Consider the following 16,239-nt stretch of genomic DNA (forward strand, 5'->3'; position numbering starts at 1 on the left):
GCCCCGCATCAACGATCGGATCCGCGTCGCCGAGGTCCGCCTGGTCGGCCCCAACGGCGAGCAGGTCGGCATCGTCCGCGTGGAGGACGCCTTGCGCCTGGCCCAGGACGCCGACCTCGACCTCGTCGAGGTGGCGCCTGACGCTCGTCCGCCTGTCTGCAAGATCATGGACTACGGCAAGTTCAAGTACGAAGCAGACATGAAGGCCCGTGAGGCCCGGCGGAACCAGACGAACACGGTCCTCAAGGAGATCCGTTTCCGGCTGAAGATCGACCCGCACGACTACGGCACCAAGAAGGGCCACGTCGAGCGGTTCCTCACGGCCGGCGACAAGGTCAAGGTCATGATCATGTTCCGCGGTCGCGAGCAGTCGCGCCCGGAGATGGGCGTGCGCCTGCTGCAGCGGCTGGCGGACGACGTGTCCGAGCTCGGCTTCATCGAGAGCATGCCCAAGCAGGACGGGCGCAACATGATCATGGTGCTCGGCCCGATGAAGAAGAAGGCCGACCAGAAGCAGGAGCAGCGTCGTGCGGCGCAGGCTGCTGCGGCCCGTGAGCAGAACGCCGCGGCCGCTGCTGCTGCCGCTGCCGCTGCGGCGAACCCGGTCGAGCAGGCCGAGCCCGTCACGCCGGCTGCCGCCGAGGCACCTGTCGTCGCCGAGACCGCTCCGGTGGTCGACGCGCCGGCCGCTGTCGACGCTCCGGCCGAGGTCGAGGCGCCCGCCGAGGTCGCCGCCCCGGTCGAGGTCGTGGCCGAGGCTCCTGCTCCGGTCGAGAAGCCCGCAGCCGCCCCGCGTCCGGCGGCATCGCGTCCCAGCACCCCGCGCCCGCCCGCACCCGCCGCCGCACCCCGTGCGACGACACCGCGTCCGGCCGCGGCAGCGCGACCCGCCGCGGCATCGCGTCCCGCGGCCGCTGCACGACCCGCACCCGCAACCACGCCGGCAGCGGCTCCCACGACGTCGCAGCCCGCGGCGTCGGCGGCCGCGAAGCCGGCGACGCCGAAGCCGGCCGCCACACCCAAGCCGGCCACACCCCGACCGAGCGCCACGCCGCGGCCCGCGCCGCGACCTGGTCCGGCCGCTCCGGCGAAGGCACAGACCAGCACGACGGCCTCCGAAGAGGCGAGCTAGCCAGCACGAACGGACGGCCCGGCCCCCCGGTCGGACCGCACCAGACGAGTCGTACGAACCCGTGCGATGTGAAGGACAAGGAGACACGGCAGCCATGCCGAAGAACAAGACGCACTCCGGTGCCAAGAAGCGCTTCCGGGTCACCGGGACCGGCAAGGTCATGCGCGAGCAGGCCGGCGGTCGCCACCTGCTCGAGCACAAGTCGAGCCGCCGCACCCGCCGCATCGCCGGCGACCTCGTCGTCTCCCCTGCCGACGCCCCCCGTATCAAGAAGCTGCTCGGGAAGTGATCCCGGGGGCGCACCTGCGCCCCGGTCACTCGGTCCGAGCCTGAGACAAGCAAGGAGCATCACGTGGCACGCGTGAAGCGGGCGGTCAACGCCCAGAAGAAGCGCCGTACAACCCTCGAGCGCGCTGCGGGCTACCGCGGTCAGCGGTCGCGCCTGTACCGGAAGGCGAAGGAGCAGGTCACCCACTCCCTCGTCTACGCGTACCGCGACCGCAAGGTGCGCAAGCAGGACTTCCGCAAGCTGTGGATCCAGCGCATCAACGCTGCGTCCCGCGAGCAGGGTCTGACCTACAACCGCCTGATCCAGGGCCTCAAGCTCGCCGGCATCGAGGTGGACCGCCGCGTGCTGGCCGACCTCGCCGTGAACGACGCCGCGACGTTCGCGACGCTCGTCAAGGCCGCCAAGGCCGCGCTGCCCGAGGACGTCAACGCGCCGAAGGCTGCGTGACCCTCGTTCGTCGCTGAGCCCGACCGCCCGACCCGCCTCGCCGCGGGGCCGGGCGGTGGCTCGGTGAACCCCGGAGCCCCCGGAGCCCTGTGCTCGCGGGGGCTTCGCTATGCTCCGGCCGTGCGGTCGCCGACGGTCTGTTCCTGAGCACGTGGATCCCGCACGCCGACGGGTCGACGGCGCGCCTGCGCGTCGGGCGTGGGACGTCGCCGTCGAGGCTCACGACCTGCTCTCGTTCTCGGGTGAGCCGATCGCCGCGGGGCTGACCGCCGAGGAGGTCGAGCGCGTCGAGGGGCGGTTCGGCTTCCGCTTCGCGCCGGTGCACCGCGCGTTCCTGAGCATCGGGATGCCGCGCGGCCCGCAGTGGCCCAACTGGCGCACGGGGTCCGTCCGGTCCCTGCACAGGCGCCTGCAGGCTCCCGTCGACGGAGTGGTCGCCGATGTCCTCGAGCACGACTTCTGGCCTGCGCGCTGGGGTGCGCGCCCGGTGGAGGACGACACGCGGGAGGCGGTGGCCCGCGCAGAGCTGGCGAGGGTGCCCGCGCTCGTCCCGCTGGTCGCGTGGTGCTACCTGCCTGCGGTGGACGCCCTGCCGGAGGTGCCGGTGCTCACCGTCGAGCGGAGCATCGTCTCCGTCGTGGGTCACGACCTCGCCCACTACGTCGGCCGGGTGTTCTCAGGACACGACCCGGAGCAGGCCGCGCCCCCGCTGCGGGTCCCGTTCTGGTCGGACGTCGCGGCACTGCTCGACCCGACCCGGCGCGGCCTGATGGACCCGGCGAGGTCGCCGGGCACGCGATGATGTCCCGGTGAGCACCCCCACCCTGACCAATCCCCGGGCCGAGCGGGTGAAGGCGGTCCGGTCCCTGACCAGCCGGTCGGTCCGGCAGCGGGCGGGGCGGTTCGTCGTCGAGGGTCCGCAGGCGGTGCGTGAGGCGGTGCTGGCTGCCGACGTGCACGACGTCTACGTGACCGCGGAGGCGGCGCAGCGGTACCCCGAGATCGTCGACCGTGCCCACCAGCGCGACATCCGGGTGTCGGTCGGGACGGCGGAGGTGCTCGACGCGATGAGCCCCGACGCGCAGCAGGTGGTGGCCGTCGCGTCGCTCACGTCGCACACGCTGTCGGACCTGACCGGACCGCGACTGGTCGCTGTGCTGGCGAACGTCCGGGACCCCGGGAACGCCGGGACGGTGATCCGGGCCGCCGACGCGGCCGGGGCCGACGCCGCGGTGCTCACCGCGGAGAGCGTCGACGTGCACAACCCGAAGGTCGTCCGGTCCACGGCGGGGTCGCTGTTCCACCTGCCGGTCATCACCGGCGCTGACCTGGCGGCCGCGGTCGCCACACTGCGCTCCGCCGGACTGACGGTGCTCGCGGCCGACGGCGCCGGTGAGCACGACCTCGACGACCTGCTGGACGTCGCGGGCCACGCACCGGACGGCGTCCCCGACCTCGCGCGCGCGACCGCGTGGGTGTTCGGCAACGAGGCGTGGGGACTGCGCGAGGAGGACCGCGCGCTGGCGGACGCGGTCGTGCGCGTCCCCATCCGAGGCCGCGCGGAGTCGCTCAACCTGGCGACGGCGGCGACGGTCTGCCTCTACGCGAGCTCGCGGGCGCAGCGATGAGGCTCTTCGCCGCGGTGTGGCCGCCGCAGGACGTCCTCGACCACCTGGACCTGGCTCTCGCGTCCGTACGGGGTGCCCCGGCGGGCACGTCGTCCGCGGTCCGCTGGTCCGCGCGGGAGACCTGGCACCTCACCGTGGCGTTCTACGGCGAGGTCCCCGAGGGTGCTGTGCCGGGTCTGGCGGCGGATCTCGCGGAGCTCGCCGCGGGGATCGACCCCTACGAGCTGGCGCTGCGTGGCGCCGGGGTGTTCTCGCACCGGACGCTCTGGGTCGGGGTCGGCGGTGACCTGGAGACGCAGCGCGCGGTGACGCGCGGGTGCGTCGAGGCGGGGGAGGCGGCGGTCGGCGTGACCGACAACCGGCCCCGCGACCGCCCGCACCTGACCGTCGGGCGGGTGCGTCCCGGGAGCAGGCCACCGCGGCGGCGCTCGTCACGGCCGGGACAGAAGCCCGACGCACGCGTCCCGGAGGACGAGGACGTCGCGGCGAGCCTCGTGCGCGCGCTCGCCGTCTACGAGGGTCCGCGCTGGCTCGTCGACGAGCTGACCCTGGTGTCGTCGCAGCCGGGCGCCGGTCGCGGCGGGGGACCGTTGTACGAGCGGGTCGACACCTTTGCGCTGGGGCGGTAGCCGCCGCCGTGGCATCATGGCAACCATGACAGCGCGTGCGCAGGCGGCCGGTGGTCGCCGATTTCCCGGGCCCGTTCCCGGGCCGCGCCACTGACGCGCACGTGAGCAGGCCGTCCACCGCTGGACCGGCCGCCATGACCTGGGTCGGGCGCCTCTAGACTTGTCCGCTGGCCGTGCCGTCGCGTGCAGGCCAAGGCCGCGCGCCCTCGCGTGCAGGCCGCCCAGAACCATTGGAAGGTCAGGATGTCCGACGACACCGCCCTGTCCCCGCTCGACGCCGACGGCATCGAGTCCGCCGTCGAGGACGCGCTGAAGGCCCTCGCGGCCGCCGCCGACCTCGACGCCCTGAAGTCCGCCCGGCTCGAGCACGTGGGGGAGCGCAGCCCGATCGCGCTCGCCAACCGCGCCATCGGCGGTCTCGCACCCGCCGACAAGGCGACCGCGGGCAAGCTCCTCGGCCAGGCCAAGGGCCGCCTCGCCCGTGCGCTGGCGGACCGGCAGGCCGAGCTCGAGGCCGAGCGCGACCAGCGGGTCCTCGTCGAGGAGTCCGTCGACGTGACGCTGCCCACCGACCGGCACCCGCGCGGCGCACGGCACCCGCTGGAGGCGCTGTCCGAGCGCATCGCCGACTTCTTCGTCGCCATGGGCTGGGAGATCGCGGAGGGTCCCGAGCTCGAGGCGGAATGGTTCAACTTCGACGCGCTGAACTTCGGTGTGGACCACCCGGCGCGCCAGATGCAGGACACGTTCTTCGTGGACCAGCCGGGACTCGTGCTGCGGACGCACACGTCGCCGGTGCAGGCGCGCACGCTCCTGGAGCGTGAGCTGCCGGTGTACATCGCGTGCCCGGGCAAGGTGTTCCGCACGGACGAGCTCGACGCGACGCACACCCCGGTGTTCCACCAGGTCGAGGGCCTCGCGATCGACAAGGGCCTGACCATGGCGCACCTGAAGGGGACGCTGGACCACTTCGCGCAGGCGATCTTCGGACCCGAGGCGCGCACGCGCCTGCGCCCGTCGTTCTTCCCGTTCACCGAGCCCAGCGCGGAGATGGACCTGTGGTTCCCGCAGAAGAAGGGCGGACCCGGCTGGATCGAGTGGGGCGGCTGCGGGATGGTCAACCCGCACGTCCTGCGGGCCGTCGGCGTGGACCCCGAGGTCTACTCCGGCTTCGCGTTCGGCATGGGCATCGAGCGCACCCTGATGCTGCGCCACGGCATCGCCGACATGCACGACATGGTGGAGGGCGACGTCCGCTTCTCCCTGCAGTTCGGGACGGAGATCTGATGCCGCGCATCCCCCTGACGTGGCTCGCCGAGCACGTCGAGCTCCCCGCCGGCCTGACGGCCGAGCAGCTGGCGGCGGACCTCGTCCGCGTCGGTCTGGAGGAGGAGGCGATCCATGCCGCCGCCGTGACCGGTCCGCTGGTCGTCGGCGAGGTCGTGGAGCTGACGCCGGAGCCGCAGAAGAACGGCAAGACGATCAACTGGTGCCGGGTCGACGTCGGTCCGGAGCACAACGAGCCCGGTGGCGATCCTCGAGGCATCGTGTGCGGTGCGCACAACTTCGTCGTCGGCGACCGGGTGGTCGTCGCGCTGCCCGGCGCGGTCCTGCCCGGGCCGTTCGCCATCGCGTCGCGCAAGACGTACGGGCACGTGTCCGACGGGATGATCTGCTCGGCCCGCGAGCTGGGCCTCGGTGAGGACCACACCGGGATCATCGTCCTGTCCGAGCTCGGGCTGGACGCGCCCGTCGGCACGGACGCGCGCGAGCTCCTCGGCCTCGGCGAGGAGGTCCTCGAGATCAACGTGACCCCGGACCGCGGGTACTGCTTCTCGATGCGTGGGGTCGCGCGCGAGTACGGACTGTCGACCGGGGCGGTGTTCACCGACCACGGCCTGCCGTCCGGCGACGAGCGCCCGGCCGGTGGCGGCTTCGCGGTCGAGATCGACGACGTCGCCCCGATCCACGGTGTCCCCGGCGCCGACCGGTTCGTCGCGCAGGTCGTGCGCGGCGTGCGGGCGAACGACCCGTCGCCCGCGTGGATGCAGCGCCGGCTGCAGCAAGCCGGCATGCGGCCGATCAGCCTCGCCGTCGACGTCACCAACTACGTGATGCTCGACCTCGGGCAGCCGCTGCACGCCTACGACCTGGCGCACCTGTCGGAGCCGATCGTGGTGCGGCGCGCGAACGCGGGGGAGCGGATCCGGACGCTCGACGACGTCGACCGCGCCCTCGACCCCGAGGACCTGCTCATCACGGACAGCCCGGGTGGCGTGCGTGGCGCCCGGCCCATCGGTCTCGCTGCCGTCATGGGTGGCGGGGACAGCGAGGTCAGCGCCACGACGACCGACCTGCTCGTCGAGGCCGCCCACTTCGACCCGATCACGGTCGCGCGTGCCGCTCGTCGCCACAAGCTGCCCAGCGAGGCGGCGAAGCGGTTCGAGCGCGGTGCCGATCCCGCGCTGCCGCCGGTGGCGGTCGCACGGACGGTCGCGCTCCTGGTCGAGCACGGCGGCGGCGTCGCGGGCCCGCTGACGGACCTCGACCGTCGCGTGCCCGTGCCGTCGTTCGAGCTCGCCCTCGACCTGCCCGCCCGGCTGGTCGGCGTGCCCTTCACGGCCGACGAGGTACGCGCGACGCTGGTGTCCATCGGCTGCGAGGTGGCCGACGCCGGCGCCGACGCGGTCACGGTGACAGCGCCGTCGTGGCGCCCCGACCTCGTCGCGGGTGTCGACCTGGTCGAGGAGGTCGCGCGCCTGCGCGGGTACGACGCGATCCCGTCGACGCTTCCTGTCGCCCCGGCCGGTGCGGGTCTGACCGCGGGCCAGCGTGCCCGACGCTCGGTCGCGCGCGCGCTGGCCGAGGCCGGGCTCGTCGAGGTGCTCAGCTACCCGTTCGTGGGGACGGACCAGCTCGACGCGCTGGGCCTGCCCGTGGACGACGCCCGTCGCCGTGCGGTGAAGCTGGTCAACCCGCTCTCCGACGAGCAGCCGTACCTGCGCACCAACCTGCTGGTCACCCTGCTCGACACGGCACGCCGCAACGTGAGCCGGGGCGAGAACGACCTGGCGATCTTCGAGCTCGGGCTGGTCACCCGGCCGGTCGAGGGTGCGCCGGCGGCCCCACGGCTGCCCGGAGGTGTCCGCCCGTCCGACGAGGAGCTGGCGGCGATCGACGCTGCCGTGCCACCGCAGCCGCGCCGTGTCGCCGGCGTCCTCGCGGGGGTCCGCGAGCCCGCCGGCTGGTGGGGGCCCGGTCGTCGGGCCGACCACACCGACGCGATCGCGGCCGCGCGTCTGGTCGCAGACGTCGTCGGTGTGGAGCTCACCGCGTCGGCCGACGCCGACCACGCGCCGTGGCACCCGGGTCGGTGCGCGCGCCTGACGACGGCCGACGGCACCCTCGTCGGCCACGCGGGCGAGCTGCACCCGAACGTCGTCACCGCGCTCGGTCTGCCGGCGCGTGCGGCCGCGTTCGAGCTGGACCTCGACGTGGTGCTGGCGGCGGCGTCGCCCGATCCCGTCCAGGCGGTGCCGGTCTCGACGTTCCCGGTGAACAAGGAGGACGTCGCGCTCGTGGTCGCCTCCTCCGTCCCGGCCGCCGACGTGCTCGACGTGGTCCGGGTCGGTGCTGCGGCGAGCCCGGTCGGGGACGTCGTCGAGGAGGTCCGGCTGTTCGACGTGTACACCGGCCCGCAGGTGGGCGAGGAGCACAAGTCCCTGGCGTTCTCGCTCCGTCTGCGCGCCGCCGACCGGACGCTCACCGCTCAGGAGTCGGCGACGGTCCGGGAGTCGATCGTGGCCGAGGCGCACCGCCGGTTCGGGGCGTCGCTGCGCGCCTGAGGTTCGGACCGCAGCCCTCGTCGACCATCTCGTCGACGGGGGCTGCGTCGTACCCGGACAAATCATCGGATGTGTTCACTCAATAGTTACCGGCGAGTAGTTGCCACGAATCGGGCGAACAGCGACAGTTGTCCAGGCCGTCACGAGCGGCCCCTTTGTGCGTTCCCGACGAAAGCGAGCTCGACGTGCGTCCTGCGATGAAGTCGATCAGCGGGGGCATCGCCGCCCTCGCTCTGACGTTGACGGGTGGGGTGATCACGGCCGGCGCTGCGCAGGCCGCGGTCGGCACCACGCCACGGGTCCTGATCAACGAGGTGTACGGCGGCGGCGGCAACAGCGGCGCCACGTTCACCAACGACTTCATCGAGCTGGTGAACGCGAGCCCCGCCCCGGTGAACCTCTCGGGCTGGTCCGTGCAGTACGCCTCGTCGGCGGGTGTGGCCTGGGCGACGACGCCGCTCACGGGCGAGATCGCTCCCGGTGCCGCCTATGTCGTCGTCGAAGCGGCGGGCGCGGGCGGGACCACACCGGTGACCGGGAGCGCGACCGGCGCCATCGCCATGAGCGGGACGGCCGGCAAGGTCGCCCTCGTGTCCTCGACGGCTGCTCTGGCGTGCGGAGGCGGCGTGGCGTGCGCGGCAGACGGCTCGGTCGTCGACCTCGTCGGCTACGGCGCCGCCGCGACGGCGTTCGCAGGCAGCGGACCGGCGCTCGGCGCGTCGAACACCCAGTCGGTCACGCGCGACGCGACGCTGACCAACACCGCGAACAACGCGGCCGATTTCACCGCCGCCACGCCCACGCCGGGTGTCGCCGGCAGCGGACCCGTGGATCCGACCCCGGTCGCGGCCACGATCGCCGAGGTCCAGGGCACGGGCGCGACGTCGCCGCTCGCCGGGCAGACCGTGACCACCGACGGCGTCGTGACCGCGGCCTACCCGACCGGTGGCTTCAGCGGCTACGTGATCCAGACGGCCGGCACCGGCGGGGCGACCGACGCGACGCCCGGCGCGTCCGACGCCGTCTTCGTGTTCTCCTCGGCCACCGCCGGGTCGGTCGCCATCGGTGACCACGTCCAGGTGACCGGTGTCGTGTCCGAGTTCAACGGGCTCACCGAGATCACCGTGGCGGACGCCGCCGGCCTGGTCGACCTGCCTGCTGCGGACCCGGTCACCCCGGTCTCCGCGGCGTGGCCGAGCACGGACGCCGCACGCGAGGCGCTCGAGTCGATGCTGTTCCAGCCGACGGGTGACCTCACGATCACCAACACGTTCTCGACCAACCAGTACGGCGAGGTCGGTCTCGCGGCCGGCACCCTGCCGCTCCTGCAGCCGACCGAGGTCGGCCGTCCCGGCTCGGCCGAGGCGCTCGCCGCCGCCGCGGACAACGCCGCGCGTGGCGTGGTGCTCGACGACGGGTCGTCCACCAACTTCCTGTCCGCCGCCAGCTCCGGGCTGACACCTCCGTACGTCTCGCTGACCAACCCGGTCCGCGTCGGCGCCGCTGCGACCATCACCGCCCCGGTCGTCGTCGACTTCCGCAACAACGTCTGGAAGCTCAACCCCACCGTCCCCGGGCCCGCGTCGGTGACGTTCGAGAACGACCGCACGACGGCGCCGACCGCCGTGGGCGGCGACCTGAAGGTCGCGTCCTTCAACGTGCTCAACTACTTCACCACCCTGGGCGCGACGACCGCCGGCTGCACGTCCTTCAAGGACCGCACCGGTGACCCGGTCACCGTCAACAGCGGCTGCGACCCGCGCGGGGCGTGGGACCCGGACGACCTGCAGCGCCAGCAGGACAAGATCGTCGCCGCGATCGACGCGCTCGACGCCGACGTCGTGGGCCTGCTCGAGATCGAGAACTCGGCGCGCGTGGACGGGGTCGCGGACGAGGCGCTCGGCACCCTGGTCGACGCCCTCAACGCCGCGGCCGGCTCGGACGTCTGGGCGTTCGTCCCGTCGTCCACCGAGCTGCCGCCGGCCGCCGGCCAGGACGTCATCACCAACGCCCTCATCTACAAGCCCGCCGCCGTGGAGCGGACGGGGGAGTCGCGCGCGCTGGGCGACCAGAGCGAGGACGACCAGGCGTTCGGCAACGCTCGCGAGCCCATCGGCCAGGTGTTCACGCCGGTCGGCGGGGGTGCGCCGTTCTTCGTCGCCGTGAACCACTTCAAGTCCAAGGGTTCCGCGGGTCCGTGGCCGGGTGACGCCGACGCGGGCGACGGGCAGGGCGCCTCGAACGAGTCGCGCGTCCGGCAGGCCACGGCGCTGCGCGACTGGGTCCCGACGGTCCAGGGCGACGCGCAGGCTGTCGCGCTCATCGGCGACTTCAACGCGTACACGCTCGAGGACCCGATGCAGGCGCTCTACGACGCCGGGTACACCGACGCCGCGACCGCGCTCGCCGACGGTCAGTTCTCGTACTCGTTCAGCGGTCTGTCCGGCTCGCTCGACCACGTGCTGCTCAATGGCCCCGCCATGCAGCGGGCCACCGGCGCGGACATCTGGGAGATCAACGCCGAGGAGTCCATCGCCCTGCAGTACGACCGGTACAACTACCACGGCACGCTCTTCTACGAGTCGAACGCCTACCGGTCCTCCGACCACGACCCGATGCTCGTCGGCCTGGTCAACGGTGCAGCGAAGCCCGTCAACGTCACGCTGCTCGACATCAACGACTTCCACGGCCGGATCGACGCCAACACCGTGAAGTTCGCGGGCACGGTCGAGCAGGAGCGGGCGGCCGCGGACGGTCCGGTCGCGTTCCTGTCGGCCGGCGACAACATCGGCGCGTCGGTCTTCGCCTCGGCGGTCCAGGACGACCAGCCGACCATCGACGTGCTCAACGCGCTGGAGCTCGAGGCGTCGGCCGTGGGCAACCACGAGTTCGACAAGGGCTTCCAGGACCTCACCGACCGTGTCATCGCGGGCGGCACCAACGCCCGGTGGGACTACCTGGGCGCGAACGTCTACCTCACGGGCACGACGACGCCGGCGTTGCCGGAGTACACGATCCTCGAGCTGGAGGGCGTGTCCGTCGGCGTGATCGGTGCGGTCACGCAGGAGACCCCGTCGCTGGTCACGCCGGCCGGGATCGCCCAGCTCGAGTTCGGTGACCCGGTGGAGGCGGTCAACCGCGTCGCCGCGCAGCTGAGCGACGGCGACGAGTCGAACGGCGAGGCCGACGTGCTCGTCGCGAGCTACCACGAGGGGGCCGGTGCGGGTACGCCCGACGGTGCGACCCTCGAGGAGGAGCTCGCGGCCGGTGGGGCGTTCGCGGAGATCGTCAACGACACCTCCGCCGCGGTGGACGCCATCTTCACCGGCCACACGCACAAGCAGTACGCGTGGGAGGCCCCGGTCCCCGGCGAACCCGGCACGACGCGACCGGTCCTCCAGACCGGCAGCTACGGCGAGTTCCTCGGCAAGGTCGTCCTCACGTTCGACCCCGCCAGCGGCGAGGTCGTCGCGCACACGCAGACCAACGTGCCCCGGCTCGTCGCTCCGGCAGTCCCGGGCAACACCCCGGCACAGAACGAGGCGGCGTTCGCTGCCCAGCTCGTCGCGACGTACCCGCGCGTGGCGACGGTCAACGGCATCGTCCAGGAGGCGCTGGCCTACGCGAACGTGGTCGGTTCGGTCCCGGTCGGCTCGGTCACGGCCGACATCACCACCGCCTTCACGGGTGGCACGTACGGACCGACCGGCTACACGGCGCCGGTGGCAGCCCGTGACGACCGCGCGAGCGAGTCGACGCTGGGCGACCTCGTCGCCAACGCGCTGCGGGAGACGCTCGCTCCGGAGAACCTGGGCGGCGCGCAGATCGGCGTCGTCAACCCCGGCGGTCTGCGGGGGGAGCTGTACTACGCGCCCGACGGGGTGATCACGACGGCCGAGGCCAACGGCGTCCTGCCGTTCGTCAACAACCTCTGGACCACGACCCTCACGGGCGCCCAGGTGGTCACGATGCTGGAGCAGCAGTGGCAGACCAACGCGGACGGGACCATCCCGTCGCGGCCGTACCTGCAGCTCGGCCTGTCGGACAACGTCACGTACACGTACGACCCGGCGGCTGCGCTGGGTTCGCACATCACGTCCGTGACCGTCGACGGGCAGCCGATCGACCCGGCGGCGGACTACCGGATCGGCACGTTCTCGTTCCTCATCACCGGGGGCGACAACTTCCGGGTCTTCAACGACGGCACGGGTGCTCGCGACTCGGGCCTGATCGACCGCGACGGCTGGATCTCCTACCTGGAGGCGAACCCGGGTCTGTCCCCGGACTTCGCCCGCCAGGCCGTGGGGGTGCCGGAGCTGCCCGAGACGGTGGCGCCCGGTGACACGCTGGCGTTCCCGGTGACCAAGCTGGACCTGACCAGCCTCGGCTCGCCGCTGAACACCAGCCTCGACGTCCAGCTCGACGGCGTCTCGATCGGGACGGCACAGGTCAGCGGCGGCAACGCCGACGTCTCGGTGACCATCCCGGCGGGCACGAGCGCGGGTGCGCACACGCTCACCCTCGTGGCCACCCCGAGCGGCACCACGGTGACTCTCCCGCTGTCCGTCGAGGCGGGCATCCCGTCGTCGACCACCACGCTCACGGCCTCGCCGTCGAGCCAGGTGTACGGCTCGACCTCGCGGGTCCTGCTGACCGCGACGGTCGTGTCCGACGAGAGGGTGACCGGTTCGGTGGAGTTCGTCTCGGGGCAGACGGTGCTCGGGACGTCGACGCTGCGCAACGGCACCGCCTCGCTGCGGCTCCCGGCGAGCACCCCGGCGGGCACCTACGAGGTGGTGGCGCGGTACGCCGGCACCAGCACCGTGGCGGGCTCCGAGTCCGCTCCGGTGACGGTGGTGGTCGACAAGGTGACGACGACGACGGGGCTGACCGTGACCCCCGGCTTCTGGTTCATCCCGTCGGTCGCCATCGCCACGGTCGCGACCGACAACGGCCGGGTGCCGTCCGGGACGATCGAGATCCGCGAGGGCAGCACGGTGGTCAAGCGCCTGAACGTGGTGCTCGGCATCGCGATCGGTACCGTGCCCTCGGGCAAGCACACGTACACGGCGACGTTCGTCCCGAGCGACACCGCGAACGTGAGCCCGAGCACGAGCGCACCGGTCACCACTCGCTGACCGCATGACGAAGGCCCGCACCCTGAAGGCAGGGTGCGGGCCTTCGGCGTCGCTACACGTAGTCGTGATAGGCGGGCAGGTCCAGGACCCCGTTGCCGGACAGGCCGATGACGATCGTCTCGGGGCCGGTGGCCGCACGGGCGTGCGCGATGGCCCCCGCGACGGCGTGCGTCGACTCCGGTGCCGGGATGATGCCCTCGGCCCGGGCGAACTCGATCCCGGCGGCGAACGCGGTCTCCTGGTCGACGGCGATCGCGTCGATCAGCCCCAGCTCGACGGCGTGCGACACCATCGGCGCCATCCCGTGGTACCTCAGTCCGCCGGCGTGGATGGGTGGCGGCACGAAGTCCTTGCCGAGCGTGTGCATCTTCAGCAGGGGAGTGAGGCCGGCGACGTCACCGAAGTCGTACCGGTACTCGCCCTGCGTCAGCGACGGGCACGCGGCCGGCTCGCAGGCGACGACGCGGGTCGTCGTCCCGTCGCGCAGGTTCCGCCCGAGGAAGGGGAACGCGAGCCCGCCGAGGTTCGAGCCTCCTCCGGCGCACGCGAAGACGACGTCGGCGCTCTCCTCGATCGAGTCGAGCTGCGCGAGGGCCTCCTGGCCGATGACGCTCTGGTGCAGCAGGACGTGGTTGAGGACGCTGCCCAGCGAGTAGTGCGCGTCCGGGTCCGTCGCGGCGGCCTCGACGGCCTCGCTGATCGCCATGCCGAGCGAGCCGGTGGTCTCCGGGTCGGCCGCGAGCATCGCGCGGCCGGCGTTGGTGAGGTCCGACGGCGACGGGTGGCAGATGCTCCCGTACGTCTCCATCTGCATGCGGCGGTACGGCTTGGCGTCGAAGGACGCGCGGACCTGCCACACCTCGCAGGTCAGTCCCAGCAGCGCGCACGCCATGGCCAGCGACGCACCCCACTGCCCGGCGCCCGTCTCGGTGGTGAGCTTCGTGATGCCCTCGGCGGCGTTGTAGTACGCCTGCGCGACGGCGGTGTTCGGCTTGTGCGACCCGACCGGGCTCACGCCTTCGTACTTGTAGTAGATCCGCGCCGGGGTGCCGAGGGCGCGCTCCAGGCGACGGGCGCGGATCAGCGGCGAGGGCCGCCACAGGGCGTAGATCTCCCGCACAGGCTCCGGGATCTCGACCCAGCGCTCGGTGCTGACCTCCTGCAGGATCAGCGCCATCGGGAACAGCGGCGCCAGGTCGTCCGGCGTCAGCGGTTCCCGGGTGCCGGGGTGCAGGGCTGGTGGGCAGGGCGACGGAAGGTCCGCGGCCAGGTTGTACCAGTGCGTGGGGACCGTCGAGGGGACGGTCACGCCGAGGGTGTCGAGGAGCGACGTCGTCATCAGAGCCTCCGGGTGGGGCGCGTCGGTGCGCAGCGCCACCGTATCGCCCGACTCCCGAGGCGTCAGATGGCGCAGGAGTCGTCGACGCAGGCCGCCCCGTCGGCCGTCGCCAGCACCTGGACAGGGTTCGCGTCGCGCCACGCCGTGTCGAGCAGCTGCGTGAACACGTCGGCCGGCTGCGCGCCGGACACGGCGATGCGCCGGTCGACCACGAAGAACGGCACCCCCGTCACGCCCAGGGCACGCGCCTCGTCCTCGTCGGCACGGACGGCGTCGGCCCCGGTGCCGTCGGCGAGCGCGGCACGGACGGCGTCGGCGGCGACGCCCGCGCCGCTGACGATCCGCACGAGGGTCTCGTCGTCGCCCAGGTCGGCGCCGTGCTCGAAGTGCGCCGAGAAGAGGGCCTCCAGCGTCCGCTCGGCCAGGTCGGACCCGCCGGTCGTCCGCGCGAGGTGCACCAGGCGGTGCGCCGCGAACGTGTTGGCGGCGATCGCCCGGTCGAAGTCGTACGCGAGCCCCTCACCCGCCGCCACGTCGGTGACCTGCGCGAACATCCGCGTCACCTGCTCGCGCGGGATGCCCTTGTGCCGCGCGAGCGCGTCGATCTCGGGGATCCCCGGGCCGACGGGCGTGCTCGGCGACAGCTCGTAGGCCCGCCAGGTCACCTCGACGTGCTCGCGGTGCGGGAAGTCGGCCAGCGCCGTGGCGAAGCGCCGCTTGCCGATGTAGCACCAGGGGCAGGCGATGTCGGACCAGACCTCGACGTTCAACGTGCGTATCCGGGGCACAGAAGGAAGGACGTTGATCGTCACGGGAGCAGGAGCACCTTTCCGGTGGTGGAGCGCGACTCGAGCGCGCGGTGGGCGTCGGCCGCGTCGGCCAGGGGGAACGTGGCGCCGACCCGCACGTCGAGAGCGCCGGCGCGGACCGCGTCGAACAGCTCGCGGGCGCGCCAGTCGAGCTCGTCGCGCGTGGCGATGTGGTCGTCGAGCGTGGGGCGCGTCAGGAAGAGCGAGCCGGCCGCGTTGAGCCGCTGCGGGTCGACAGGCGGGACGGGACCGGACGAGCCGCCGAACAGGACGAGCGTCCCGCGGCGGTGCAACGAGGCCAGGGACGCGTCGAACGTGTCCTTGCCGACGGAGTCGAAGACGGCGTGCACCCCGCGGCCGCCGGTCAGCGCCCGCACCTCGGCAGGAAGGTCTCGCGTCAGGTCGTCGAGCTCGCGGTACCGGATCACGTCGGCGGCGCCCGCCTCGCGGGCGAGGTGCTCCTTCTCGACGCTGCCAACGGTCGCGATCACTCGGGCACCCCGCTGCGCCGCCAGCTGCGTGAGCAGGAGACCGACACCGCCTGCGGCTGCGTGCACCAGCACGTCGTGGCCGGCCTGGACGGGAAACGTGGAGGTCACCAGGTAGTGCGCGGTGAGGCCCTGGAGCGGGAGCGCGGCGGCGACCTCGTCGGAGACCCCCTCGGGTACGAGGAGTGCCTTCGACGCCCGCACCGCCACGAGCTCGGCGTACGAGCCGGGTGCCGACGACCACGCGACCCGGTCGCCGACGGCGATCGCGCTGACGTCGGCGCCGACCGCGACGACCGTCCCGGCACCCTCCGAGCCCACGACGTGCGGGAACGTCATCCGGTACACGCCGGACCGGCGGTACGTGTCGATGAAGTTGACCCCGGCGGCGGCGGCGCGGACGAGGACCTCGTCGGCGGCCGGCTCGGGGTCGGGGAGCTCGGAGAGCTCGAGGACGTCGGGACCGCCCGCGGCGGTGGCTCGGATGGCGCGCAC

12 protein-coding genes are annotated in these 16,239 nt (G+C 72.9%); 9 read left to right on the plus strand and 3 right to left on the minus strand.

Features of this window, described 5'->3' with window-relative positions; all coding sequences use genetic code 11:
- Window positions 1–19 precede the first annotated feature (19 nt).
- From infC to ASF78_RS16275, 9 genes are all read left to right on the plus strand, one after another.
- Window positions 20–1,132 carry a translation initiation factor IF-3 gene (infC, locus tag ASF78_RS16235; protein WP_235518655.1) on the plus strand — a complete coding sequence of 371 codons (1,113 nt, stop codon included), beginning with the start codon at window positions 20–22 and terminating at the stop codon, window positions 1,130–1,132.
- 94 nt (window positions 1,133–1,226) lie between these two features.
- Window positions 1,227–1,421: a 50S ribosomal protein L35 gene (rpmI, locus tag ASF78_RS16240; RefSeq protein ID WP_028046910.1), complete on the plus strand. Its 195-nt coding sequence runs from the start codon at window positions 1,227–1,229 to the stop codon at window positions 1,419–1,421.
- Between the two features lie 63 nt (window positions 1,422–1,484).
- Entirely contained in the window at window positions 1,485–1,868 is a 384-nt protein-coding gene (rplT, locus tag ASF78_RS16245) for a 50S ribosomal protein L20 (protein WP_056591658.1), read from the plus strand.
- Between the two features lie 151 nt (window positions 1,869–2,019).
- Window positions 2,020–2,670 (plus strand): hypothetical protein, encoded by a 651-nt coding sequence (locus ASF78_RS16250; protein WP_056591660.1) that lies wholly within the window; start codon window positions 2,020–2,022, stop codon window positions 2,668–2,670.
- 7 nt (window positions 2,671–2,677) lie between these two features.
- Window positions 2,678–3,496: an RNA methyltransferase gene (locus ASF78_RS16255; protein ID WP_235518639.1), complete on the plus strand. Its 819-nt coding sequence runs from the start codon at window positions 2,678–2,680 to the stop codon at window positions 3,494–3,496.
- A complete protein-coding gene (gene thpR / locus ASF78_RS16260) occupies window positions 3,493–4,125 on the plus strand; it encodes an RNA 2',3'-cyclic phosphodiesterase (protein WP_056591664.1) in 633 nt (210 codons plus the stop codon). The genes ASF78_RS16255 and thpR overlap by 4 nt, the downstream gene beginning before the upstream one ends.
- Before the next feature lie 243 nt (window positions 4,126–4,368).
- Window positions 4,369–5,412 carry a phenylalanine--tRNA ligase subunit alpha gene (gene pheS, locus ASF78_RS16265; RefSeq protein ID WP_056591668.1) on the plus strand — a complete coding sequence of 348 codons (1,044 nt, stop codon included), beginning with the start codon at window positions 4,369–4,371 and terminating at the stop codon, window positions 5,410–5,412.
- Window positions 5,412–7,970: a phenylalanine--tRNA ligase subunit beta gene (gene pheT / locus ASF78_RS16270; protein WP_056591671.1), complete on the plus strand. Its 2,559-nt coding sequence runs from the start codon at window positions 5,412–5,414 to the stop codon at window positions 7,968–7,970. Before pheS ends, pheT begins: the two co-directional genes overlap by 1 nt.
- 197 nt (window positions 7,971–8,167) lie before the next feature.
- Window positions 8,168–13,108: an ExeM/NucH family extracellular endonuclease gene (locus ASF78_RS16275; RefSeq protein WP_056591674.1), complete on the plus strand. Its 4,941-nt coding sequence runs from the start codon at window positions 8,168–8,170 to the stop codon at window positions 13,106–13,108.
- A 52-nt stretch (window positions 13,109–13,160) separates the two neighbouring features.
- Here ASF78_RS16275 and ASF78_RS16280 read toward each other — a convergent pair whose 3' ends face one another.
- From ASF78_RS16280 to ASF78_RS16290, 3 genes are all read right to left on the minus strand, one after another.
- Entirely contained in the window at window positions 13,161–14,447 is a 1,287-nt protein-coding gene (locus tag ASF78_RS16280; protein ID WP_056591824.1) for a TrpB-like pyridoxal phosphate-dependent enzyme, read from the minus strand.
- A gap of 62 nt (window positions 14,448–14,509) precedes the next feature.
- The gene (locus ASF78_RS16285) at window positions 14,510–15,259 is read right to left on the minus strand and encodes a DsbA family oxidoreductase (protein WP_369816340.1); all 750 of its coding nucleotides are present in this window, start codon (window positions 15,257–15,259) and stop codon (window positions 14,510–14,512) included.
- Window positions 15,256–16,239, minus strand: coding sequence for a quinone oxidoreductase (locus ASF78_RS16290; RefSeq protein ID WP_056591679.1), 984 nt, complete (start codon window positions 16,237–16,239; stop codon window positions 15,256–15,258). The genes ASF78_RS16285 and ASF78_RS16290 overlap by 4 nt, the downstream gene beginning before the upstream one ends.

The organism is Cellulomonas sp. Leaf334 (assembly GCF_001424195.1).
Classification (GTDB): Bacteria; Actinomycetota; Actinomycetes; order Actinomycetales; family Cellulomonadaceae; genus Cellulomonas.

Coding starts and splice junctions, on each gene's coding strand:
- rpmI (WP_028046910.1), top strand. CDS start 1,227: ATGCCGAAGAACAAGACGCACTCCGGTGCCAAGAAGCGCTTCCGGGTC.
- thpR (WP_056591664.1), top strand. CDS start 3,493: ATGAGGCTCTTCGCCGCGGTGTGGCCGCCGCAGGACGTCCTCGACCAC.
- pheS (WP_056591668.1), top strand. CDS start 4,369: ATGTCCGACGACACCGCCCTGTCCCCGCTCGACGCCGACGGCATCGAG.
- pheT (WP_056591671.1), top strand. CDS start 5,412: ATGCCGCGCATCCCCCTGACGTGGCTCGCCGAGCACGTCGAGCTCCCC.
- ASF78_RS16275 (WP_056591674.1), top strand. CDS start 8,168: ATGAAGTCGATCAGCGGGGGCATCGCCGCCCTCGCTCTGACGTTGACG.
- ASF78_RS16280 (WP_056591824.1), bottom strand. CDS start 14,447: ATGACGACGTCGCTCCTCGACACCCTCGGCGTGACCGTCCCCTCGACG.